The 23,264-nt window shown below is 71.1% G+C and carries 21 protein-coding genes and 1 pseudogene; 14 read left to right on the top strand and 8 right to left on the bottom strand.

Annotation, left to right across the window (positions count from 1 at the left end):
• Window positions 1–410 precede the first annotated feature (410 nt).
• Window positions 411–1,220 (top strand): DUF559 domain-containing protein, encoded by an 810-nt coding sequence (locus FAF44_RS28780; protein WP_237106424.1) that lies wholly within the window; start codon window positions 411–413, stop codon window positions 1,218–1,220.
• Here FAF44_RS28780 and FAF44_RS55975 read toward each other — a convergent pair.
• The gene (locus tag FAF44_RS55975) at window positions 1,192–2,376 is read right to left on the bottom strand and encodes a cytochrome P450 (protein ID WP_237106423.1); all 1,185 of its coding nucleotides are present in this window, start codon (window positions 2,374–2,376) and stop codon (window positions 1,192–1,194) included. The genes FAF44_RS28780 and FAF44_RS55975 overlap by 29 nt on opposite strands.
• Before the next feature lie 655 nt (window positions 2,377–3,031).
• On the opposite strand from FAF44_RS55975, the gene FAF44_RS28770 reads away from it, so the two are divergent.
• The 7 genes from FAF44_RS28770 to FAF44_RS28740 all read left to right on the top strand — a co-directional run bounded on the left by FAF44_RS28770 (window position 3,032) and on the right by FAF44_RS28740 (window position 10,528).
• Complete coding sequence (locus tag FAF44_RS28770) at window positions 3,032–3,829, top strand: fumarylacetoacetate hydrolase family protein (protein ID WP_272895146.1); 798 nt, start codon at window positions 3,032–3,034, stop codon at window positions 3,827–3,829.
• The gene (locus tag FAF44_RS28765; RefSeq protein WP_237106421.1) at window positions 3,826–5,154 is read left to right on the top strand and encodes an L-fuconate dehydratase; all 1,329 of its coding nucleotides are present in this window, start codon (window positions 3,826–3,828) and stop codon (window positions 5,152–5,154) included. The genes FAF44_RS28770 and FAF44_RS28765 overlap by 4 nt, the downstream gene beginning before the upstream one ends.
• Window positions 5,151–5,885 carry an SDR family NAD(P)-dependent oxidoreductase gene (locus tag FAF44_RS28760; RefSeq protein WP_237106420.1) on the top strand — a complete coding sequence of 245 codons (735 nt, stop codon included), beginning with the start codon at window positions 5,151–5,153 and terminating at the stop codon, window positions 5,883–5,885. The genes FAF44_RS28765 and FAF44_RS28760 overlap by 4 nt, the downstream gene beginning before the upstream one ends.
• Before the next feature lie 217 nt (window positions 5,886–6,102).
• Entirely contained in the window at window positions 6,103–7,125 is a 1,023-nt protein-coding gene (locus FAF44_RS28755) for a sugar ABC transporter substrate-binding protein (RefSeq protein WP_237106419.1), read from the top strand.
• A complete protein-coding gene (locus FAF44_RS28750; RefSeq protein ID WP_237106418.1) occupies window positions 7,126–8,607 on the top strand; it encodes a sugar ABC transporter ATP-binding protein in 1,482 nt (493 codons plus the stop codon).
• The gene (locus tag FAF44_RS28745) at window positions 8,604–9,593 is read left to right on the top strand and encodes an ABC transporter permease (protein ID WP_308193398.1); all 990 of its coding nucleotides are present in this window, start codon (window positions 8,604–8,606) and stop codon (window positions 9,591–9,593) included. The genes FAF44_RS28750 and FAF44_RS28745 overlap by 4 nt, the downstream gene beginning before the upstream one ends.
• Window positions 9,593–10,528 carry an aldo/keto reductase gene (locus FAF44_RS28740; RefSeq protein ID WP_237106416.1) on the top strand — a complete coding sequence of 312 codons (936 nt, stop codon included), beginning with the start codon at window positions 9,593–9,595 and terminating at the stop codon, window positions 10,526–10,528. The genes FAF44_RS28745 and FAF44_RS28740 overlap by 1 nt, the downstream gene beginning before the upstream one ends.
• Before the next feature lie 224 nt (window positions 10,529–10,752).
• Here FAF44_RS28740 and FAF44_RS55970 read toward each other — a convergent pair whose 3' ends face one another.
• From FAF44_RS55970 to FAF44_RS28710, 6 genes are all read right to left on the bottom strand, one after another.
• A complete protein-coding gene (locus tag FAF44_RS55970) occupies window positions 10,753–11,700 on the bottom strand; it encodes a DNA polymerase ligase N-terminal domain-containing protein (RefSeq protein ID WP_237106415.1) in 948 nt (315 codons plus the stop codon).
• A gap of 107 nt (window positions 11,701–11,807) precedes the next feature.
• On the bottom strand, window positions 11,808–12,488 hold the full coding sequence (locus tag FAF44_RS28730; RefSeq protein WP_237106414.1) for a FadR/GntR family transcriptional regulator: 681 nt from the start codon (window positions 12,486–12,488) through the stop codon (window positions 11,808–11,810).
• A gap of 25 nt (window positions 12,489–12,513) precedes the next feature.
• Window positions 12,514–13,554 (bottom strand): MBL fold metallo-hydrolase, encoded by a 1,041-nt coding sequence (locus FAF44_RS28725; protein WP_237106413.1) that lies wholly within the window; start codon window positions 13,552–13,554, stop codon window positions 12,514–12,516.
• 49 nt (window positions 13,555–13,603) lie between these two features.
• Window positions 13,604–14,719, bottom strand: coding sequence for a steroid 3-ketoacyl-CoA thiolase (locus tag FAF44_RS28720; RefSeq protein WP_237106412.1), 1,116 nt, complete (start codon window positions 14,717–14,719; stop codon window positions 13,604–13,606).
• Between the two features lie 42 nt (window positions 14,720–14,761).
• Complete coding sequence (locus FAF44_RS28715; protein ID WP_237106411.1) at window positions 14,762–15,751, bottom strand: sigma-70 family RNA polymerase sigma factor; 990 nt, start codon at window positions 15,749–15,751, stop codon at window positions 14,762–14,764.
• A 123-nt stretch (window positions 15,752–15,874) separates the two neighbouring features.
• Window positions 15,875–16,471, bottom strand: coding sequence for a TetR family transcriptional regulator (locus tag FAF44_RS28710; RefSeq protein WP_237106410.1), 597 nt, complete (start codon window positions 16,469–16,471; stop codon window positions 15,875–15,877).
• Window positions 16,472–16,712: 241 nt separating this feature from the next.
• Between FAF44_RS28710 and FAF44_RS28705 the strand changes: the two genes are divergently transcribed.
• Genes FAF44_RS28705 through FAF44_RS28680 form a run of 6 tightly spaced genes read left to right on the top strand, consistent with a single transcriptional unit; the run spans window position 16,713 to window position 22,899 of the window.
• Entirely contained in the window at window positions 16,713–18,314 is a 1,602-nt protein-coding gene (locus FAF44_RS28705; RefSeq protein ID WP_237106409.1) for an AMP-binding protein, read from the top strand.
• Complete coding sequence (locus tag FAF44_RS28700; RefSeq protein ID WP_237106408.1) at window positions 18,314–19,294, top strand: acyl-CoA dehydrogenase family protein; 981 nt, start codon at window positions 18,314–18,316, stop codon at window positions 19,292–19,294. The genes FAF44_RS28705 and FAF44_RS28700 overlap by 1 nt, the downstream gene beginning before the upstream one ends.
• Entirely contained in the window at window positions 19,294–20,448 is a 1,155-nt protein-coding gene (locus FAF44_RS28695; RefSeq protein WP_237106407.1) for an acyl-CoA dehydrogenase family protein, read from the top strand. Before FAF44_RS28700 ends, FAF44_RS28695 begins: the two co-directional genes overlap by 1 nt.
• Complete coding sequence (locus FAF44_RS28690; protein ID WP_237106406.1) at window positions 20,445–21,371, top strand: bifunctional MaoC family dehydratase N-terminal/OB-fold nucleic acid binding domain-containing protein; 927 nt, start codon at window positions 20,445–20,447, stop codon at window positions 21,369–21,371. The genes FAF44_RS28695 and FAF44_RS28690 overlap by 4 nt, the downstream gene beginning before the upstream one ends.
• Window positions 21,368–21,745, top strand: coding sequence for a MaoC family dehydratase (locus FAF44_RS28685; RefSeq protein WP_237106405.1), 378 nt, complete (start codon window positions 21,368–21,370; stop codon window positions 21,743–21,745). The genes FAF44_RS28690 and FAF44_RS28685 overlap by 4 nt, the downstream gene beginning before the upstream one ends.
• Entirely contained in the window at window positions 21,742–22,899 is a 1,158-nt protein-coding gene (locus tag FAF44_RS28680; RefSeq protein WP_237106404.1) for a lipid-transfer protein, read from the top strand. The genes FAF44_RS28685 and FAF44_RS28680 overlap by 4 nt, the downstream gene beginning before the upstream one ends.
• Window positions 22,900–22,947: 48 nt before the next feature.
• Here the strand turns inward: FAF44_RS28680 and FAF44_RS28675 are convergent.
• Window positions 22,948–23,264: pseudogene (locus FAF44_RS28675) on the bottom strand (hypothetical protein); the annotation flags it as partial.

Below are 23,264 nucleotides of genomic sequence, written 5' to 3'. Positions count from 1 at the left end.
GGGGCCGGGGTCGCGGGTGTACACGGCGCGCGGGTGATCAGGGTGTGCGGAAGGCCGCGTGAGGATGTGGGTGGGCCGTTCGGTTGTGGATAAGCGGTCGTCATCCACAGAATCTCGTTCGGCCCGCTCGTCCGTTCGTCGCCCGCAGCATCCTTTGGGCCATGAACCGACCGCCTGCTCCACCGCCCGTCCCACGACCGCTGCCGTCACCCATCACCGTCTTCCCACTCTCGCCGACACCGGCCACGGCGCTTTCGGCGCGCCCCCGGCCGCCCACGCCCTCATGGCCGCTGCCACGCTCATCCGACACCCCACCACCGTCCACCCCCTCAGGGCCCGGCGCGTCGTCCACGGCGGAGGACATCGTCGATGCGGCCTCTCTGATCGAGCGCGCCCGCCGGATGACCCGGGTGGCCCCACAGGTCGCCGTGTGCCGCCAGACGGCCGCGCACATCTGGGGAGTCAACGCCCTGTCCGCGCCGGAGGCCGACTGGCCCGTCGAGGTGACCGCCGCCGGCCACCTGCCCATCCCCGGCTGTGTCACCTACGTGGTGCCGCTTGCCGACGAGGACGTCACCGAGCACATGGGCGTCCGGCTCACCACCATGGAACGCACGGCCCTCGACTGCGCCCGCTGGCTGCCGCGCATGGACGCCGTCGCCGTCCTCGACCAGTTCGCCCGTCGTGGCGTTGACCTGGAAGCCCTGTGGTACCGCCCGCTCAACACGTGGAGCCTCCGCGAGACCCTGAGCCTCGCCGACCGAGGCGCCGCGTCTCCCAGGGAGAGCTGGCTCAGGGTCATCCTGGTCGACGGCGGTCTCCCCAGGCCCACCACCCAGATCAGGGTGAAGCTGAGCGATGACCGGTTCGCCTACCTCGACCTGGGCTGGGAGGAGTTCAAGGTCGCGGTCGAGTACGACGGCCAGGAGCACCACACCTCGCCCGCCGACCAGCGACACGACGCCGACCGCCGTGAACAGCTCCGCCGGCAGGGCTGGCGGGTGATCGCCGTCCGCCGAGACGTCGTCCCCGGCCAGGTCGCCGACCTCCTGCACAACGTGGCCAACACCTTGATCGAACGTGGCTGGCGACCTGGCACTCAACGTACGACCCGCATCCTGAGCCGCATCCGCGCGGCCCGTCGCGGCACCCGTTACCGATTACCACCCATCTCGGCGGCGGCAGCGCCCGTCAGCCGATGGCCACGGGCAGTTCCTTGATGCCGTTGATGAAGTTGGAGCGCAGGCGACGGGCCTCACCCGCTTGACGAAGCCGGGGGTGGCGGCGGGCAAGCTGTTCGAAGAGGATGCGAAGCTCCAGCTTGGCGAGGTGGTTGCCGAGGCAGAAGTGGGCTCCACCGCCGCCGAAGCCGATGTGGGGGTTGGGGTCGCGGGCGATGTCGAAGGTCTCGGCGTCCGGGAAGACCGAGGTGTCGCGGTTGGCGGAGGAGTAGAAGACCACGACCTTGTCGTTCTCCTTGATCTCCTGCCCGCCGAGCACCTGGTCGCTGGTCGAGGTGCGACGGAAGAGGTTGACGGGGGAGACCCACCGGACGATCTCGTCGGCGGCCGTCCGCGCCAGGGCCGGGTCGTCGACCAGGCGCGCCCACTGGTCGGGGTGGTCGAAGAGAGCGAGCATGCCGCCGGAGGCCGCGTTGCGGGTGGTCTCGTTGCCGGCCACGACCAGAAGGAGGACGAAGAGGTCGAACTCGTCCTCGCTGAGGGTCTCGCCGTGCTCGTCCGGCTGGAGGAGCTTGGTGACGATGTCGTTCTTGGGGTTGGCCTTGCGCTGCGCGGCGAGCTGGTTGGCGTAGGCGTAGACCTCCATGGCGGCACCCGAGCCCTCCTCGGGGCTGGCGGAGTAGTCGGGGTCCTGGGCGCCGATCATGCGGTTGGACCAGTTGAACAACTTGTCGCGGTCGGACGCGGGAGCACCGAGAAGCTCGCAGATCACATAGAGGGGCAGGGGCGCGGCGACTTCGGTGACGAAGTCGATCTCGCCGGTCAGCTTGTCGAGGAGGTCGTCGCAGATGTCGCGGATGTGCTGTTCGAGGGCGCCGATGGTGCGCGGGGTGAAACCCCGGTTGACCAGGGACCGCCGCCTCGTGTGCTCGGGCGGGTCCTGGTTGAGCATCATGAGGCGTTGCAGCGCGATCTGGTCCTCGGGCAGGTCGTCGAACAGGGCGAGCTTACGGTTGGAGGAGAACAGCTCGGAGTGCCGCGACACGTGCACGACGTCGTCGTAGCGGGTCACGGCCCAGAAGTTGTGCTCGCCTTCGTGCCGGTGGATGGGGGAGTTCGCGCGCAGCCAGGCGAGCTGGCCGTGGGGCGGTCCGGCGGTCGCGTATAGGTCCCTGTCGACAAGGTCGATGTGCACGAAGGTCACCTCTTGATCAAGCGCTTGGTTTATGCGTACCTGAAACGTGTTCTATTACGGCCCTGTACGACCGTCAAGGACGGCCATGGATCGTTCCTGCTCCGCCTTTGCTCCGCCACCCGCTCACGCGGCCATCGCCTCACATGACGTGCGTGGCCGGCGCATGTCTGCCGGTCTGCCGTTGGAGCGGCGCCACAGGTCACGACCGTCACGCCGACCATGTAAACGCCCGCCGGTCCATGGCGGCCACACGGGGCGCGTCGCACTCGCCGGCCCGCCACGTAAGACTCGCCGCCGCGTGAGGCTCGCCCGCGCAGTCGGTCCGCACTCCGGGCTCGCTCGCGCTCTCGACGCCCCGGAGCTGGATTCGTCCCGTCGGGAAAGGAAGGGGGTTTGTGATCCGATGTATGAGGGGACAGGATGTCGGCTCCGTCGCCGGTGGCGGGTGGGGCGGGTTAAGTGGGTTCACAGGACATAGGCATCCATTAAGGGCGGGTTTCGAGGGGGCAGATCGGATGTATCCGTCTCGTCACCCTTGACACACTCCACCCCCCAGCACGAGCATCGTGATTCGAGACATCCGATGTATAGATAAGAAGGACGCGGTGTGAAGCTGCTGAGAGTAGGACCCGTCGGTCAGGAGCGGCCGGTGGTCATGGACGATGCCGGTAACCTGCGCGACATCGGAGAGCCCGAGATCGACGGGGCTTTCCTCTCCTCGGGGGGAGTGGCGCGCGTCCGCGAGGCGCTCGAGCGGGGTGACCTGCCCGTGGTCGAGACCGAAGGGCTGAGGGTCGGCGCGCCGATCGCGCGGCCCGGGAAGATCGTCTGCATCGGCCTGAACTTCAGCGATCACGCCGCCGAGTCCGGTGCCGCCGTGCCGGCCGAGCCCGTCGTGTTCATGAAGGCCGGCAACACCATGGTCGGCCCGTACGACGAGGTGCTCGTGCCCAGGGCGAGCGTGAAGACCGACTGGGAGGTCGAGCTGGCCGTGGTCATCGGGCAGCAGGCCCGCTACCTCGGCAGCCGGGAGGAGGCGCTCGGTGTGATCGCCGGGTACGCGATCTCCAACGACGTCTCCGAGCGTGAGTTCCAGCTTGAGCGCGGCGGCCAGTGGGACAAGGGCAAGTCGTGCGAGACGTTCAACCCGCTGGGCCCGTGGCTGGTGACGGCCGACGAGGTGGGCGACCCGCAGAACCTGCCGATGCGGCTCTGGGTGAACGGCGAGCTGCGGCAGGACGGCGACAGCAAGAACATGATCTTCGACGTGGCGGAGGTCGTGCGGTACCTGAGCCAGTTCATGGTGCTGGAGCCGGGCGACGTCATCAACACCGGCACGCCGGCCGGCGTCGCCATGGGGATGCCGGGCCAGCCGTACCTGCGCGCCGGTGACGTAATGGAGCTGGAGATCGAAGGGCTGGGGCGCCAGCGCCAGACGGTGGGGCAGGCATGACGGCGCCGGCGGTCGAGGGCGCGGAGCAGGCGGCCGGCGCGTACCGGATCGTGGGGATGGAGACGCACGACGTGCGTTTCCCGACCTCCCGTGAGCTCGACGGTTCCGACGCGATGAACCCAGACCCCGACTACTCCGCCGCGTACGTCGTGCTGAAGACCGACGACGGGCACGAGGGCCACGGGTTCGCGTTCACGATCGGGCGCGGCAACGACGTCCAGACCGCCGCCATCAGCGCGCTGCAGCCGTACGTGCTCGGCAAGGACGTCGAGAACCTCGGCGCCCTCTACCGCGACATGGTCAACGACTCGCAGTTGCGCTGGCTGGGCCCGGAGAAGGGCGTCATGCACATGGCGATCTCCGCCGTGGTCAACGCCCTGTGGGACCTCAAGGCGAAGCGGGCGGGCCTGCCGCTGTGGCGGTTGCTGGCCGAGATGTCGCCGGAGGAGATCGTCGAGCTGATCGACTTCCGCTACCTGAGCGACGCGCTGACCAAGGACGAGGCCCTCCAGATCCTGAAGGGCCAGGAGGCGGGCAAGGCCGGCCGGATCGAGCGGCTGATCCAGGACGGCTATCCCGCCTACACCACGTCCCCCGGCTGGCTCGGCTACGACGACGAGAAGCTGCGGCGGCTCTGCAAGGAGGCGATCGAGCAGGGCTTCGGGCAGATCAAGCTCAAGGTCGGCGCCGATCTCGAGGACGACCGGCGGCGGTTCCGGGTGGCCCGCGAGGTGTGCGGGCCCGACTTCCCGATCGCGATCGACGCCAACCAGCGCTGGGACGTCGGCTCGGGCATCGAGTGGATCAACGCGCTGCGCGAGTTCCGGCCGCACTGGGTGGAGGAGCCGACCAGCCCGGACGACGTGCTCGGCCACGCCGCCATCGCCAGGGGCATCGCCCCGGTCCCGGTGGCCACGGGGGAGCACGTGCAGAACCGCATCGTGTTCAAGCAGCTCCTGCAGGCCGAGGCCCTGTCGTTCGTGCAGATCGACTCGGCCCGCGTCGGCGGCGTCAACGAGAACCTGGCCATCCTGCTGCTGGCGGCCAAGTTCGGCGTGCCGGTGTGCCCGCACGCGGGCGGGGTCGGGCTGTGCGAGCTGGTGCAGCACCTGTCGATGTTCGACTACGTCGCGGTCACCGGGACCATGGACGGCCGGGTGATCGAGTACGTCGACCATCTGCACGAGCATTTCGTGGACCCGGTGGTGATCCGCGACGGCCGGTACGTGACGCCGTCCAGGCCGGGGTTCAGCGCCGAGATGCACGCGGAGTCGATCGCCGCCCACACCTTCCCGGGCGGCGAGGTCTGGAGGGACGAGACATGAGCTTGAAAGCGGTCGTGACCGGTGGCGGGTCCGGGATCGGGCTGGCGGCGGCCACCGCGCTGGCCGGGCGCGGCATGACGGTCGCCTGCCTGGATCTCAACCCGCCCGGCGAGCCGTTCATCGGGATCAAGGCCGACGTCACCGATGACGCGCAGGTGCGGGCCGCGGTGGCGGAGGCGGCCGAGCGGCTGGGCGGCATCGACGTGCTCGTCAACAACGCGGGCATCGGGGCACAGGGCACCATCGAGGACAATCCGGACGCCGAGTGGCACAAGGTGTTCGACGTCAACGTGCTCGGCATGGTCCGGGTGGCGCGGGCGGCGCTGCCGTACCTGAGGAGGTCCGAGCAGGCGGCGATCGTGAACACCTGCTCGGTCGCGGCGACCGCCGGGCTGCCGCAGCGGGCGCTCTACAGCGCCACCAAGGGCGCGGTGTTGTCGTTGACGCTGGCCATGGCGGCGGATCACGTCCGTGAGGGCATCCGGGTCAACTGCGTCAATCCGGGCACCGCCGATACGCCGTGGGTCGGCAGGCTGCTGGAGGCGGCCGATGACCCCGCGGCGGAGCGGGCGGCGCTCAACGCCAGACAGCCGATGGGCCGTCTGGTGAGCGCGGAGGAGGTGGCCGCGGCGATCGCCTACCTGGCGAGCCCCGAGTCCGCCTCGACCACCGGCACCGCGATCGCGGTGGACGGCGGCATGCAGGGCCTGCGGCTCCGGCCCGCCAACTAGCCGATGGCATGCAGGGCTTGAAAGTCCGGCCCGCCGGCCAGCCGTCGGCGCGGGGCTCGGGTCACGTCAACCAGAGGTGACCCGGTCCCGCCGGTGACAGGCCCAACGCAGCTCTACGGCTCGGGCCCGCCGCCTGGAGGTGGAACTCCCAGGCGGCACGGTCCGGGCACCGGCCCACCGACCAGTGGGCCGAGCGACAAAGGAAGGTACCCCCCAAATGAAGTTCGGACGGGCGGCCGCGGCAGCGGCCCTCTTGGCGGTCGTGACCGCGTGTGGCTCAGGCACCACGACGGGAGAAGGAAGCGGCGGCGGAAAGGTCGGCATCGACCACCCGCGGGCCGACTCCGACTTCTGGAACTCCTACATCAAGTACGTCCCGCAGATGGCCGGCGAGCTGAAGGTGGACCTCATGCCCGCCACCAACTCGCAGAACGACGTGGCCAAGCTGGTCAACAACGTGCAGGCGCTGACCGGCCAGGGCGCCAAGGTCATCGTCATGGCCCCGCAGGACACCGGCGCCATCGCCAACACGCTCCAGCAACTGGAGAACAAGAAGATCCCGGTCGTGACCGTGGACACCCGTCCGGACAAGGGCAAGGTCTACATGGTCGTGCGCGCGGACAACCGCGCGTACGGCACCAAGGCGTGCGAGTTCCTCGGCGAGAAGCTCGGCGGCAAGGGCAAGGTCGTGCAGCTCCAGGGCGCGCTCAGCTCGATCAACGGCCGCGACAGGTCGGAGGCGTTCCTGGAGTGCATGCAGACGAAGTTCCCCGGCATCACCGTGTTCAGCGAGCCGACCGAGTGGGAGGGCAGCAAGGCGGCGTCCATGCTGCAGACCCGCCTGGAGCAGAACCCGGACATCAAGGGGATCTACATGCACGCGGGCGGCGTGCACCTGGCTCCGACGCTGCAGGTGCTCAAGCAGAAGGGCCTGCTCGTCCCGCCGGAGGACCCCAAGCACATCTTCGTGATCTCCAATGACGGGATCCCGCAGGAGTTCGAGTCGATCCGCAAGGGCGACATCGACGCCACCGTCTCGCAGCCGGCCGACCTGTACGCGAAGTACGCCCTCTTCTACGCCAAGGCCGCCGGCGAGGGCAAGACGTTCAAGCCCGGCCCGACCGACCACGACAGCACGATCATCCAGCTTCCGAACGGCTTGGAGGACCAGCTCCCCGCACCGCTGGTGACCAAGGAGAACGTGGATGACCAGGCTCTCTGGGGCAACCAGGTCAAGTAGATGAGCATTCACGTTGAAGCCCGGAACGTGGTCAAGCGCTTCGGCCCGACCGTCGCGCTGAACGGCGCGGAGATCGCGATCGCGCAGGGCGAGACCCACGCGCTGGTGGGCAGGAACGGCGCGGGCAAGTCCACGCTCGTGTCGATCCTGACGGGGCTGCAACGGCCGGATGAGGGCGAGGTGCGTTTCTCCGGCGAGAGCGCGCCCGCCCTGGCCGACCGTGACGCCTGGCGGCAGCGGGTGGCCTGCGTCTACCAGAAGTCCACGATCATCCCGGCGCTCACCGTCGCCGAGAACCTCTTCCTCAACCGCCAGTCCGCCGGAGGCGCCACGATCAACTGGCGGGCGCTGCGGAGCCGGGCACGCGAGCTGCTGGACACCTACGAGGTGGACGTGGACGCGCAGGCGCTGGCCGGCGACCTGAGCGTCGAGCAGCGCCAGCTCGTGGAGATCGCCCGCGCGCTGTCGTTCGGCGCGCGGTTCATCATCCTCGACGAGCCGACCGCCCGGCTGGACGGCCCGGCCATCGAGCGGCTGTTCACGCGCATGCGCTCGCTGCGCGAGCAGGGCGTCACGATGATGTACATCTCCCACCACCTCGACGAGGTCTACGAGATCTGCCAGAGCGTCACCGTCTTCCGCGACGCCCGGCACGTCACGACCAGGCCCGTCGCCGACCTCCCGCACGACGAGCTGGTGGCGGCGATGACGGGGGAGGCCACGGCGGCGTACGAGGCGCGCCGGCGCACCCCCGGCGACCGGGTGGTGCTGGAGGGCGCGGGCCTCAGCCTGGCGGGCCGCTACACCGATATCGACATCTCCGTCAGATCGGGCGAGGTCGTCGGCCTGGCCGGCTCCGCGAGCAGCGGCAAGGTGCGCCTGGCCGAGACCCTCGTCGGCCTGCGCGCCCCCGACTCCGGCACGGTCGCGGTGAACGGCAACCGGGTCCGGCCGGGCGACGTGCCCGCCGCGATGAAGGCCGGCCTCGGGTTCGTGCCCGAGGACCGCCACCACGAGGGCTTCGTCCCCCTCCTGTCGGTGGGGGAGAACGCCACGTTCCCGATCGCCCGCAAGCTCGGCCGCTACGGCGTGGTCTCTCCGGCCAGGCGTCGCGACCGGGCCCAGCGGATGATCGAGGCGCTGGACATCAAGACGGAGGGTCCCGACCAGCCGGTCGGCGACCTGTCCGGGGGAAACGCGCAGAAGGTCGTCTTCGCACGGGCGCTCGTGGACGACCCGACCGTGCTGGTGGTGATCAACCCGACCGCGGGCGTGGACGTCAAGGCCAAGCAGGCCCTGCTCGGAGCCGTCGAGGACGCGGTCGGGCGCGGGGCGGGAGCCGTGGTGGTCTCCGACGAGCTCGACGACCTGCGGATCTGCGACAGGGTGCTGGTGATGTTCCACGGCAGGGTCGTCAAGGACGTGCCGCGTGGCTGGACCGACCACGAGCTCGTGGCCGTGATGGAAGGCATTGAAGAGTGACTGCTTTGACTGCGCCGGCCCCCCGGGTGCGGCTGGCCAGGTTCCGCGACCTGACGCTCGTGCCGGTGATCGTGCTGCTCCTCGTCGTGGGCGCGTTCCTCGACCCGACCTTCCTGACGGCGGGCAACCTGACGAACGTGCTCCAGCAGCAGGCGGCCATCTCGCTGCTGGTGCTGGCGGAGGCGATGATCCTGATCGCCGGCAAGTTCGACCTCTCGCTGGAGTCCACGGTCGGTACCGCGCCGGCCATCGCGGTGATGCTGGTGATCCCGGCGGCGGCCGGCGGCTTCGGCCTCGGGCTGCCGGGGACGCTGGTGATCCCGCTGGCCCTGCTCGTCGGGGCGGCGATCGGGGCGTTCAACGGCTTCCTGATCATCAGGTTCCAGCTCTCGGCGTTCATCGTCACGCTGGCCATGCTGATCATCGTGCACGGGTTCCTGCAGGGTCCGACCGAGGGCAAGACGCTCTTCGAGCTGCCCTCCTCGATCCTCTACCTGGGCAGCGCCATGTGGCTCGGCCTGCCGGCCGCCATCTGGATCTCCGGCCTGCTGTTCGCGGCCGGCATCTTCGGGCTCGGCTACCTCAGGATCGGCCGCGCCCTCTACGCGATCGGCGGCAACATCGACGCGGCCCGCGCCGCCGGCATCCGGGTGGACCGGATGTTGTACGGCGTGTTCATCCTGGGCGGGACCCTCGCCGCACTGGCCGGCATCCTGGAGACCGGACGCCTCGGCGCGATCGGCAACAACCAGGGCGTCGGCTGGATCTTCATGGTGTTCGCCGCGGCCGTCATCGGCGGCGTCAGCATGGACGGCGGCAAGGGCACGATCCTCGGCGCGCTCACCGGCGTGCTGGTGATCGGCCTGGTCCAGAACATCCTCACCCTCATCGGGGTGTCCGGCTTCTGGCAGCCGGTCATCTACGGCTCGATCATCCTCATCGCCCTCATGATCAGTAGGATCGCGGGCGGAAAGGCACAAGACTGATGGCAATCGACCTGCCGCTCCACGGCCTGGGCGGCGCACCGCTCGGCAACCTCTACGACACGGTCGCGGAGGAACAGGCCCGCGCCACCGTGGACGCCGCCTGGGAGAGCGGGGTGCGCCTGTACGACACCGCGCCCCACTATGGCCTGGGCCTGTCGGAGCGGCGCATGGGCGCGGCCCTCGCGGACCGGTCGGGATACCTCCTGTCCACGAAGGTGGGCCGCCTGCTGCGGCCGAAGGCGTCCGGGAACGGCCGCGACGACGACGTCTTCGAGGTCTCCGGCGACCTGGAGCGGGTGTGGGACTTCTCGCGCGACGGCGTGCGCGCCTCCCTCGACGACTCCCTGGCCCGCCTCGGGCTGCCGGCCGTGGACATCGCGCTCATCCACGACCCCGACGACCACGTGGACCAGGCGATCGCCGAGGCGTACCCGGCGCTGGCCGAACTGCGCGACGAGGGCCGGGTGCGGGCGATCGGCGTCGGCATGAACCAGTGGCAGGCGCCGCTGCGCTTCGTCCGGGAGACCGGCATCGACGTCGTCATGCTGGCCGGGCGCTACACGCTGCTCGACCAGTCGGGCCTGCCTTTGCTGGACGAGTGCGCGGAACGGGGCGTCCAGGTGCTGGCCGCCGGGGTGTTCAACAGCGGCATCCTGGCCACGCACGAGCCGTCGGGCACCTACAACTACCTGCCCGCGCCGGAGGACCTGCTGGCACGGGCGGCGCGGATCGCGCGGGTCTGCGAACGCCACGACGTCACGCTGCCCCACGCCGCGATGGCGTTCCCGCTGCGGCACCCGGCGATCTCCACGATCGTCCTGGGAGCCCGCACGGCCGAGGAGGTCACCCGCAACGCCGAACTGTGCTCGCGGCCGGTGCCCGAGGAGCTGTGGGCGGAACTGGAGAGCGAGGGACTACTGGCCGGGAAGAGCTGAGGCCCCTCTCACCCGACCGGTCCGCATCGGGCCGGCCCGGTCAACGGTGTGTGCCGGTGAGCGTGTGGTCGGTTCGCTTCGGGCTGGCCTTGTTGATGGTGTGCCGGTGAGCGTGCGGCTGGTTCGCGTCGGGTTGGCCTGGTCAACGACGTGCGCCGGTCTTGCGCGGCCGGTCCGTTTCAGGTCGGTCCCGTCGACGGCGTGCGCCGATCTCGTGGGGTAGGTCAGGACGGGATGAACAGCCAGGACTTCGACGGCCCCGGCCGGTACGGCGAGTCCAGCCGCTTGGCCACCACCCCCGGCAGCCCCTGCTCGCGCGCCGCCCGCCATACCGCCTCCGCCTCCCCCGGCCAGGACGGCGCGGTCTGCCAGTGGGCCCCGGCCAGGCCGAGCGCCTCCAGCGCCGCCCGGCGCGCCGTGTACGGCTCCCGCACCAGCGACCGTCCGTCGTCGTACAGGAGGTCGTAGAAGAGCAGGATCTCCGCCCCGCCGAGGGTGGCCACCTCCCCGTCCAGGACCGCCGTGCGGCTGCCGAACGACTCCGCCAGCCCGCGCAGCCACGGATGCTCGCGGGCGGCGTCCGTGCGCCCGCCGTCGATGGGCACCAGCAGCCGCCGCCCGCCCCAGGCGAACTCGAAGGCGTAGGCCGGGACGTCCTTCGGGAGCCGGACGCGCGCGAGCGGCAGCATGGGCTCCACGGGCGGGAACGGGTCGCGGACCGGGGCGCCCATGCGGTGGATCATCCAGTTCTTGCCGCGCGTGCGGAACAACACGAACCGGCCGGCGGCCCGCTCGCCGCGCAGGACCACCTTGACCTCGCGCTCGGACCACTTCTCCGTCTCGTACGTGCCGGTGTCCCAGACGGTCATGCTGCCGCCGCCGTACTCGCCCTGCGGGATCTCGCCGTGGAAGGTGAGGTACTCCATCGGGTGGTCCTCGGTCTGCACGGCCAGGTGGTTGGTGCCGGGGTCGGCGGGCAGGCCCTTGGGCACGGCCCAGGAGACGAGTACGCCGTCGCGTTCCAGGCGCAGGTCCCAGTGCAGGGACCGCGCGTGGTGCTCCTGGATGACGAACGCGTTCCCGCCGGGGGCGGCGGAGGGGGCGTCGGGGATGGGTTCTGGGGTACGTTTCGGGTCGCGTTTGCTCCGGTATTTCGCGAGTTTGTCGGACACATGACCGGTCCTACCCGCTGGCACGCACCCCGATCACCAGCCGATACGGGACCCACATCTTCCTGGGGCCGGCCAGTGAGGAGTCCTCCGATGTGTATCGCCGGTGGTCAGTCGAGCTCCAGTGCCCGCTGCAGCCACGACTCCACGCCCGCCACGTGCACGGTCGCCCACGACCTGGCGACGTCGGCCTGCCGGGCGGCGATGGCCTCGTAGATCGCGGTGTGCTGCTCGCGGGTCTTCTCCATCGCCCCCTCCTGGGTGAGCCCGCGCCAGATCCGCGCCCGGGTGGTCGGGCCCGACAGGCTCTCGATGAACGAGCACAACACGCTGTTGCCCGACCCCTGCGCGATCCGCCGGTGGAACTGCAGGTCGTTGGCCACCAGTTCCTCCACCGTGGGCCGCGCGGGCAGCGACTCGAGTATCACCCGCAGCTCCTCGATGTCGGTCTCGGTCATCTGCTCGGCCGCCAGCGCCGTGGCGGCCGGTTCGAGGATGCGGCGCACCTCGAAGAACTGGATCACCGTGTCGTCGCGGTGCAGGTCGAGCACGAAGGACATGGTGTCGAGCAGCAGCCTGGGCTCCAGGCTGGTGACGTACGTGCCGTCGCCCTGCCGCACGTCGAGGACGTTGATCAGCGCCAGCGCGCGCACGGCCTCGCGCAGCGAGTTGCGTGACAGGCCGAGCCGTTCGGCGAGGTCGGCCTCCTTCGGCAGCCGATCGCCGGGCGCCAGCTCGCCGGAGAGGATCATCTGCTTGATCTTGTCGATGGCCGCGTCGGTGACCGCCACACTTTTCTCCCTAGACATCGGATGTCTAGGAGTCTAGGGCTTGGAAGCGGACCGCATCGACCCCGGGGACGCGGCGCACCTGACCTCTGGCCTCCAGGGCACGCAGGTGGGCGGCGGCCTCACCGGCCGCCATGCCTCTGAGCACGGGGGCCAGGTCGTCCCACGGCCTGTTCCACGTCATCATCGCGGCGACCTCCCAGATGGTCAGCGGTTGCGGCCGCTGGACCAGGAGGGCGCGCAGCCGTTCGAGCTTCTCCTCGTGATGGTGGCGGATCTCGGCGGCTCGCGTGGCCACATCAGGAAATATCCACTCATGGGCGGGCAGGGCGTCGAGGGGGCCGAGGTCGCTCACGCGGTCCAGGGACTCCAGGAAGTCGTTCAGGGGATCGACGTCGTCACGGTCGTAGGGATAGATCCCGATGTGCGGAGTGATGTCGGGGAGCACGTGGTCGCCGGTGAACAGCCGGTCGGCGTCCTCCAGGTGCAGGCAGATGTGCCCCGGCGTGTGGCCGGGGGTGTGCACGGCCCGCAGCTTGCGGCCCGGCAGGTCGATGAGGTCGCCGTCGCGCAGTTCGCGGTCGGGCGGCGCGGGCGGAGCCGGTCGCTCGCCCATGGCCTGCCTGGCCTCGCCGGGATCGGCCCCGGCCCGCCTGAGCATGTCGGCCTGGAACGCCGCCTGCTCGCCGGCGGCGACCTCGTTCATCAGCCGGACCAGCGCCGCGTCGCTCTCGTGCATGGCGATCCAGGCGCCGGAAGCCTGCCGCACCTGACCGGCCAGCCCGGCGTGGTCGGGATGGAAATGGGTGACGACCACCCCGCTCACCGCGCCCACGTCCAGCCCGAGAGCGGCCAGGCCGCCGCTGAGCGCCTCCCACGCCTCGGGATGGTTCCAGCCGGCGTCGACCAGCACGGGGCCCCTGGGCGAGTCGATGGCGTAGACGAGCGTGTAGCCGAGCGGGTTGCCGGGGATCGGCACCGGCACGCTCCACACCCCGCCGCCGAGTTCCTGCGGCCGCTGCTCCGCGTACGGCCTGCGCCTGGACTTCATCTTTCCCCCGATCGACATGCCTCTCAGCGGTTCCCGAGGGCCGCGGCGCCGTGCACCGGGCCCCCGGTCAACTCGCCCGTTCCAGGATGGTGGCCGTGGACAGCGCCCCGCCCGCGCACATCGTGACCAGCGCGGTCGCCGAGTCCGAGCGTTCCAGCTCGTGCAGCGCCGTGGTGATCAGCCGCGCGCCCGTGGCGCCCACGGGGTGGCCGAGCGCGATCGCGCCGCCGTTGACGTTCACCCGGTCGAGGTCGGGCTGGTGCACGCTCGCCCAGGACAGCACCACCGAGGCGAACGCCTCGTTCACCTCGAACCTGTCGATGTCGCCGATCGTCATGCCGGCCCGGTCCAGCACGCGCGCCGTGGCCTGGACGGGCCCGTCGAGGTGATAGTACGGCTCCGCCCCGACCAGCGCCTGCGCCAGGATCCTGGCCCTGGGCCGCAGCCCATGCCGGCGCGCCGCCTGCTCGCTCATCACCAGCACGGCCGAAGCGCCGTCGGAGATCTGCGAGGACGTGCCGGCCGTGTGCAGCCCGTCATCGATCACCGGCTTCAGCCGGGCCAAGCCCTCGACGGTGGTCTCGCGCAGACCCTGGTCCCTGCGTACGTCGCCGACGGGGACGATCTCCCGCTCGAACCGCCCGTCGGCCCACGCCTTGCCGGCCAGCCGCTGCGAACGCGCCCCGAACCAGTCGAGCCGCTCGCGGGTGAGCCCGCGCCGCCGCGCGATGCGTTCGGCGGCGGTGAACTGGTCGGGCAGGTCGATGTTCCAGTCGTCCGGCCTGGGCCGCGCGGGCAGCACGTTGCTGCCCAGCGGAGCCCGGCTCATGACCTCGACCCCGCAGCCGACGCCGGCCTCGATCACGCCCGCGCCGATCATCGCCGCCGCCAGGTGCACCGCCTGCTGGGAGGAGCCGCACTGGGCGTCGACCGTGGTCACCCCGGTCTGGTACGGCAGCCCGGCATACAGCCACGCGTGCCTGCCGATGTGACCGCCCTGCTCACCGGCCTGGGTCACGCAACCGGCGAACACCTGGTCGACGACCGCCGGATCGAGCCCCGACCGCTTGACCAGCCCGTTCAGGGCGTGAGCCAGAACCTGTTGCGGTTTGAGCTCGGACAACCATCCCGCGCGCTTGCCGATGGGCGTGCGAACAGCCTCGACTATGACCGGTGTGCTCATGGCCGCCTCCAGAACGACGCTCTGGCGCGACTGTAACGCGTTCTACTTTGTTTCGGAACCCTCCCACTTGGGCGGAAGCCCGAACGTCTCGAACAGCGACTCCTCGAAGAACATCCCGACGTGGCTGATCCGCTCGCCGGAGAACGTCGGAATCATGATCGCGAACTGCCGGTGGACGCCGTCCTGGAGGTGGTAGAGGGCGAAGGCCGGCTGGCCGTTGGCCGAGATCGGCACCAGCTTGAGATCGCCCGCCCGCTCGGCCGGACACTGGTGCCTGACCAGGTCCGTGATCGTCTCCGGCCCCTGGTACCAGCCGACGAAAGGCGGCATCTCCCAGATCGCGTCCTTGGTGAACAGCTCGACCAGGCTGTCGACGTCGTAGTTCTCGAACGCCGCCACATAGCGGTCGAGAGTCGCCTGCTGCTCCTGCGTGAGCGGCTGCACCGGGTCGTCGAGGCTCGGCGCCACCTCGCTGAGCTGCGCCCTGGCCCGCTGCAGGATGCTGTTGACGGCCGCGGTCGAGACGCCGACGGCCTCGGCCACCTCGGCGGCCTTCCACCTCAGCACGTCGCGCAGGATCAGCACCGCGCGCTGGCGGGGCGGCAGATGTTGCAGCGCGGCGACCAGCGCGAGCCGGATACTCTCGCGCGCGGTCACGATCGCGGCCGGGTCGTCGCCGCCCGCGCCCACGAGGCTGTCGGGCACCGGCTCCAGCCAGGGCACCTCGCCATCCTGGACCAGGGGAGCGGACGCCTCCAGGCTCGGCGCGCCCAGCCCGGTGGGGAGCGGACGCCGGCCGCGGCTGTCGATCGCCGTCAGGCAGGCGGTGGTGGCGATGCGGTAGAGCCAGGTGCGCAGGGAGGAGCGCCCCTCGAAGTTGTCGTAGCCGCGCCACGCGCGTAGATACGTCTCCTGCACGAGGTCCTCGGCATCGTGCACCGAACCCATCATGCGGTAACAGTGCGCCAGCAGCTCACGCCGCATGGGATCAGCCAGCCGGAGGAAATCCTCGTTCATCGGCTTGTCGGTCATACCCCCTGTATAGCTGCCGCCACCGACAGAACGGTGACGTCTGCCCCGCTGTCCGGCCGATTCGGGCTTTCCTTTTCCCGCCACGACCCCGCCACAACCCCTGTCCCGCGGCGGGGGACGCGCTCAGATGTCGGCGAACAGGCGGGCGGCGGCAGCCTCGATACGGCGCTGGATCTGGTCGTACGTGCGCCGCCCGCGGAGCATCTCCAGCAGTTCCTGCACCCACACGCTGGACAGCGACCCGGCGAGGTCGATCTGATCCTCGCGGGCGTCCTCCAGTGTCAGCCCGTCGGCGGCGACCCGCAGCAGCAACCCCGTCATGCGGTCGCCGAAGGGGGTCTGCACCTCGGCCAGGATCAGCGACCGGATGAGCGCGTCGGCCAGTTCGGGTTCGCGCATGAGCCCGCGCGTGGCCCGCATCAGCACGTCGACGGCGCGGCTGGCCGGGGTGGTGGCCCCGGGCGGGCGGCGCTCGATGCTGCTCTCCAGCAGATCGATCTCCTCGCCCACCACGGCGACGACGAGGTCCATCTTGGACGGGAAGTAGCGGTAGAGCGTGCCGAGCGCCACACCCGCGCGCTCGGCCACCGTGCGCATCTGCATGGCCTCGACACCACCGCGCGAGGCGAGCGCGGCGGCGGCCTGGACGATGCGCTTGCGGCGTTGGTGCTGGCTGCGTGTACGGACGCTGTGCCCGCCCGGTGGGGGGTGACTTTCCATGGTCCCCTCGGTATCGCTGGGGGGTGCTGCGGTCGCGGCGTGCGTGGTACGCATAAGAACACGTTATCTGATTTCTCGATAACGCGGCTTGTTACTCGCCGGTCACAAACCGGCCGTATACGCCCATGTCTCTGGCGTTACACGGATATATCTGGACTTATCGCGGTGGGTGGCCACTGGACAGCTATTAGAATCTGTTCTAGTTTGCGATTTGGCTTACCTAGCGCTTGCTGGAGGAGCGATGATCGCGGACACGCTCGCCTCCCTGCTGCTCGCACGGGCCGGGGACGACCGGCCGGGGCTCGTGTTCGAGGGCAGGGTCTGGACGTGGCGCGAGCACGTCGCCGCCTGCCGGGCCGCCGGCGCCCGGTTGTCCGCGTACGGGCCGGGCTCGCACGTCGGGGTGCTGAGCGAGAACGTTCCCGAACTCGTCTTCCTGATCGGCGGCGCGGCGCTGGCCGGGCACGTGGTCGTGGCGCTGAACCCGACGCGGCCGGTGGACGAGCTGATCCGCGACGCCCGGGCCACCGACGTCCGCCTCGTCCTGGCCGACGAGCCCCACGCGCCGGCCGGACGGGCGATCGGCGCGGCCCTGGGGGTGGCCGCACAACCCCTCACGCCCGAGACCGCCGCACCCGAGACCGCCGCCCCCGGGGCGGGCGCTCCGGGGGACCTGGTGATGCTGGTCTTCACGTCCGGGACGTCCGGCCGCCCCCGGGCGGTGCGGATCACGCAGCGCAAGCTGGCCGTGCCCGGCGCGAGCCTGGCGGCCCTGCTCACCCCCGAGGACGTCGTCTACTGCTCGATGCCGCTGTTCCACTCCGGCGCGCTGATGGCCGCCTACGCCCCCGCCGTCGCGTCCGGGGCGGCGCTGGTGCTGCGGCGGCGCTTCTCGGCCACGGGGCTGCTGCCCGACCTCAGACGGTACGGCTGCACCTACCTCCACTACGTGGGCAAGGCGCTCTCCTACGTGCTGGCCACCCCGGAACGCCCGGACGACGCCGCCAACCCGCTGAAGATCGCGTTCGGGAACGAGGGCAGCGCGGTGGCCACCAGGAGGTTCGGGGAACGGTTCGGCTGCCTGGTCGTCGACGCCTTCGGCTCCACCGAGACCGCCATCTCGCTCACCCCCGACCCCGCGGGCCCGCCGGGCTGCCTCGGCCGCCTGCCCGAGGGCGTGCGCATCCTCGACCCCTTCACCGCCCGGCCCTGCCCGCCCGCCCGGATCGAGGACGGCCGCCTGCTCAACCCGGACGAGGCCGTCGGCGAACTGGTCAACACGGCCGGGCTCGGCCTGTTCGAGGGCTACTACAACGACCCGGCCGCGGACGCCGAACGGGTCAGGGACGGCGCGTTCTGGTCCGGCGACCTCGCCTACACGGACGCCGACGGCTACGTGTTCTTCGCGGGCCGGGGCACGGAACGGCTGCGCGTGGACGGCGAGAACCTGGCGGTCGCGCCCATCGAGGCGGCGTTGCGGGAGTTCGGCGGGGTGGTGGAGGCGGCGGTGTACCCGGTGCCCGACGCGGCGGCGGGTGACCAGGTCATGGCGGCGCTCGTGCTGGAGGGGGCCTTCGACCCGGAGGCGTTCGCCGCGTTCCTGGCCTCGCGTCGCGACCTGGGCGTCAAGTCATTGCCCCGCTACATCCGCTTATGTCGTGAGTTGCCGCAGACGGCCTCCCACAAGGTCGTCAAGCGGCACCTCGCCCGGGACGCCTGGCGCACCGCCGACCCGGTGTGGCTGCGCGCTCCCGGCGGGCTCAGGCCGCTGACGGAGGCGGACGTGAAGGTGATCGAGGAGGAGTTCGTACGGCACGGCAGGCAACACCTCTTGGAGACGTAGTGGATTTCAACCTGGACGAAACCCAGCAGGAACTGAAGAAACTGGCCGCCGAGGTCCTCGCCGGAGAAGAGGCCGAGGAGCGGCTGCGGCAGACCGGCCTGATGGACGTGTGCCTGCCGGAGGAGGCGGGCGGGGCCGGGCTCGGACCGGTGGAGCTGGCCGTGGTGCTGCGGGAGGTGGGCGCGCGGGCGGCCATGGTGCCCGCGCTGCCGACGCTGGCCGCCACGCTGCTCCTGGCCCGCCAGGCCGGCCCCGATCGGCGAGGCCGCCGCCCCGGCCGTCTCACCCTGGCCGTCCGCGAGCCCGGCCGCGCCCTCGCCGACCCGCCCACGACCAGCGCCACGCGTCCGGACGGAGGGGACGGGTGGGTCCTGACCGGGCGGAAGGTCTCGGTGCCCCACCCCGCGCCCGAGGTGCTGGTCACCGCCGACGCGGGCCTGTTCCTGGTCACCTCCCCGGACGCGGCGCCCGAGCACACCTCCACCGGGGAGCCCGCCGCCACGATCGTGCTGGACGGCACCCCGGCGGAACGGGTGGCCGGCCCCGAGGCGGTCCCGGACGCGCGGCGCGTCCTCATGGCGGCCGTCACCGCGCAGGCCAGCGGGGTGCTGGCCGGGGCGCTGGAGCTGACCACCTCCTACATCAGGCAGCGCCGGCAGTTCGGCCGGGCACTGGCCGAGTTCCAGGCCGTGACGATGCAGATCGCCGACGTCTACATCGCCGCCAGGGCGCTGGACGTGGCCATGTGGTCCGGGGCCTGGCGGCTGGGCGAGGGGCTGCCGGCCGACGAGGACCTGGCGCTGGCCGCGTACCACGTGGGCGAGGCGCTCAAGGCCCTCTACACCTGCCAGCACCTGCACGGCGGCCTCGGCCTCGACGTCACCTACCCGCTGCACCGCTACTTCGCCCAGGCCAGGCACCTGTCCCACCTGCTCGGCGGCGCCGACGCCCAGCTCGACCTGATCGGAGCGCTCGTCTGATGCTCATCGACCTCACCCCCGAGCAGCACGGGCTGCGCGCCGAACTGCGCGAGTACTTCCAGGGCTGCCTCACCGCCGAGGACCGCGCCAAGATCACTGAGGACCCGTTCGGCGAGGCGTACATGGAGCACTGCCGCCGTCTCGGCCGTGACGGCAAGCTGGGCCTCGGCTGGCCCAAGGAGTACGGCGGCAGCGGCTACGGCCCCCTGGAGCAGCAGATCTTCGCCAACGAGATCGCCCGCGCCGGGGTGCCGTACCCCATCATCACCGTGCAGACCGTCGGGCCCACGCTCATGCAGTACGGGACCGAGGGGCAGAAGGAGCACTTCCTGCCGCGCATCCTGGCCGGCGAGTGCCACTTCGCGATCGGCTACAGCGAACCGGAGGCGGGCACCGACCTGGCCGCACTGCGCACGACGGCGGTGCTCGACGGCGATCACTACGTCGTCAACGGCCAGAAGGTCTTCACCAGCGGCGCCCACTACGCCCAGTACATCTGGCTCGCCGCCCGGACGAACCCCGGGGTCAAGAAGCACAAGGGCATCACGATGATGATCGCCTCCACCGACGACCCCGGCTTCTCCTGGACGCCGATCACCACCATGGACGGCCGCCACCACACCAACGCCACCTACTACTCCGACGTGCGCGTCCCGGCGGACATGGTGGTCGGCGAGGTGGACCGGGGCTGGGACCTGATCGTCAACCAGCTCAACCACGAGCGTGTCACGCTCGGCCCGGCCGGCAACCTCGGCCAGACCTACGACCGCTTCCGCGCCTGGGCCCGCCGCACCGGCCTGGACGCCAACCCCGACGTGCGGCGGGCGCTGGCCGGGATCTGGGCCGCCTTCCGCACGAACGAGCTGCTCAACTGGCAGGTGGCGGCGAACATGGGCCTCGGCTGGCTCGGCGCCCCCGACGCGTCGGCCACCAAGATCTACGGCTCCGAGCGCATGCAGGAGATCGGCCGGATCGTCGGGGACGTGCTGGCCAGGTACGGCGATCCGGCCGACCCGGAGACGGCCGAGCTGCTCGAACGCATGGACCACGGCGTGAAGGGCGCGGTGGTGCTGACGTTCGGCGGCGGGGTGAACGAGGTGCAGCGCGAGCTGATCGCCATGCTCGGCCTGAGCCTGCCGAGGCCGCCCCGATGAGCGAACGGACCGGGACCGGGGCGCTGACGGACGGGGAGCTGCACGAGCTCGCGGGCAAGCAGGCCGCCCTGGGCGAGGTGCGCGGCGCCCCGGCCGCCGACCCCGTGAACGTCCCCATGATCAGGCACTGGCTGACCGCCATGGGCGACGAGCACCCGCGCTACCTCGAACAGGGCCTGGCCCCGCCCGCGATGGCCCAGGTGTGGACCATGCCCGGCCTGCGCCACGGCCCCAAGGACCGCTCGCCGGTGGACGACATGATGATCGCGCTCGACGGCAACGGCTACACGGGCGTCGTGGCGACGAACTGCGAGCAGACCTACCACCGTTACGTCCGGGTCGGGGAACGGCTCACCCCCGCCACCAGGTTCTCCGGCCTGGCGGGACCCAAGCGCACGGCTCTCGGCGTCGGCTTCTTCGCCACCTGGAACATCACCTGGTACAGCGAGGACGACGAGCCGGTCGCGGAGATGATGTTCCGGGTGCTGAAGTTCCGCCCGCCGGCGAAGGTCGCCGAGCGCCCGCCGTACCCGCTGCAGCCCGCCGTCAACCAGGACACCGAGTTCTTCTGGGACGGCGTCGGGCGGGGCGAGCTGCGCATCCAGTCCTGCGCCGACTGCGGCGAGCTGCGCCACCCGCCCGGCCCGCTGTGCCCCCGCTGCCGCTCGGCCGAGCGCGCCTACCGGCTCGCGAGCGGCACGGGCAGCCTCTTCAGCTACGTCGTGCACCACCATCCGCCGGTGCCGGGCAGGCGGACGCCGTTCGTGGTGGGCGTGGTGGAGCTGCCGGAAGGCGTGCGGATGGTGGGCAACGTCGTGGACTGCCCCGTCGAGGAAGTGAGGATCGGCATGCCGTTACGCGTGACGTACCGCCGGATGGACGACCGGCTCGTGCTGCCCGTGTGGGCGCCGGAGCAGCCATGATCGGCGACGCGCTGCCCGAGCTGTCGATCGACCTCACCCCCACCATGGTCATCTCCACGGCCCTGGCCACCATGGACTACACCCCGGTGCACCACGACACGGCGCTCGCCCGCGCGCAGGGTTCCAAGGACATCTTCCTGAACATCCTGACCACCATGGGCCTGGTCGAGCGGTACGTCACCGACTGGGCGGGCCCGCAGGCCGTCGTCAAGAGCATCGACGTCCGGCTCGGCGTGCCCGCGTACGCCGGCGACCGGCTGACCTTCAGCGGGGCCGTCGTGGCGGGGGAGGGCGGCCAGGTCACCGTCGAGGTGCGCGGCAGGGTGAGCCTGGGCGAGCACGCCACCGGCACCGTCACGTTGGAGGACGCGTGAGCGCGGCCATCGCCGGCATCGGCGCCACCGAGTTCAGCAAGCGGTCCGGACGCTCGGAGCTGCGCCTGGCCGCCGAGGCCGTGCTGGCGGCGCTGGACGACGCGGGCCTGTCCCCGGCCGACGTGGACGGCCTGGTCACCTACACCCAGGACACCAACCAGGAGATCGCCGTCGCCAGGGAGACCGGCATCGGCGAGCTGACCTTCTTCTCCCGCGTCGAGTACGGAGGCGGCGCGGCCTGCGGCACCGTCGCGCACGCCGCCATGGCCGTGGCCACCGGCGCGGCCCGCACGGTCGTCTGCTACCGGGCGTTCAACGAGCGCTCGGGCCGCCGCTTCGGCCGGCCGAACGCGGGCCTGACCGGCCAGGCCACCTCGCAGGGGCTGGAGATGAGCTGGCACGTGCCGTTCGGGCTGATGACCCCGGCGGCGTGGGTGGCCATGTTCGCGCGCCGGTACATGCACGTGTACGGCGCCACCTCCGAGGACTTCGGCCGGGTGGCGGTGGCCATGCGCAGGCACGCGGCCACGAACCCGGCCGCCTGGTTCCACGGACGGCCGATCACGCTGGAGGAGCACCAGGCGTCCCGGTGGATCGCGGAGCCGCTGCACCTGCTCGACTGCTGCCAGGAGAGCGACGGGGCGGTGGCGATCGTCGTGACCTCCGCCGAACGCGCCCGCGACCTGCGCCGGTCGCCGGCCCTGATCACCGCCGCCGCCCAGGGCGCGGGCGCCGGGCAGATGATGATGACCAGTTACTACCGCGACGACCTGACCGGCCTGCCGGAGATGTCGGTCGTCGGCCGGCGGCTCTGGGAGCTCTCGGGCCTGTCACCCGCCGACATCCAGACGGCCATCCTGTACGACCACTTCACCCCGTTCGTCCTGACCCAGTTGGAGGAGCTGGGCTTCTGCGGGCGCGGCGAGGCGCCCGGGTTCCTCGCGGACGGCGGCATCGAGCTGGACGGCCGCCTGCCGGTCAACCCGCACGGCGGGCAGCTCGGGGAGGCGTACATCCACGGCATGAACGGCATCGCCGAGGCCGTCCGCCAGGTCAGGGGCACCGCCGTCAACCAGCTTCCGAACGTCACGAACGTCCTCGTGACGGCCGGGACCGGCGTGCCGACCAGCGGCCTGATCCTGTCGGCGGACTGAGACCGGGCCGACGAAGGGCCGGTGAGCCACCGCTCACCGGCCGGGGAGTCAGTGGTCCGCGAAGATCGGCATGGAGAAGAACACGATCATCGCGATCGCCACGCAGAGCAGGAACCCGACGACCTCCCAGACCCAGTCGTAGTGCCGCTCCTTGCGGCGGCGCACCTTCTGGGGGCGGGCGTTGTCCGGGCGGCGCTTGGGGGCGGGCCTGGCCCGTACGGGGCGCGGGGCCAGCAGCGAGGAGGCGGACGGGGCCGCCGGGCCGCCGCCCAGGTCGAGCGGCTCGTCCGGACGCGGTTCCGCCTTCCGCTCCGTCTTCCGTTCCGCCTTCTGGGGGGCCGGTTCCGGGGCGGTCACCACGTCGG

This window comes from Nonomuraea sp. MG754425 (genome assembly GCF_021699195.1).
Classification (GTDB): Bacteria; Actinomycetota; Actinomycetes; order Streptosporangiales; family Streptosporangiaceae; genus Nonomuraea.
The sequence above is the reverse complement of the archived record's forward strand: the minus strand, read 5'-3'. Positions and strand labels throughout refer to the sequence as shown.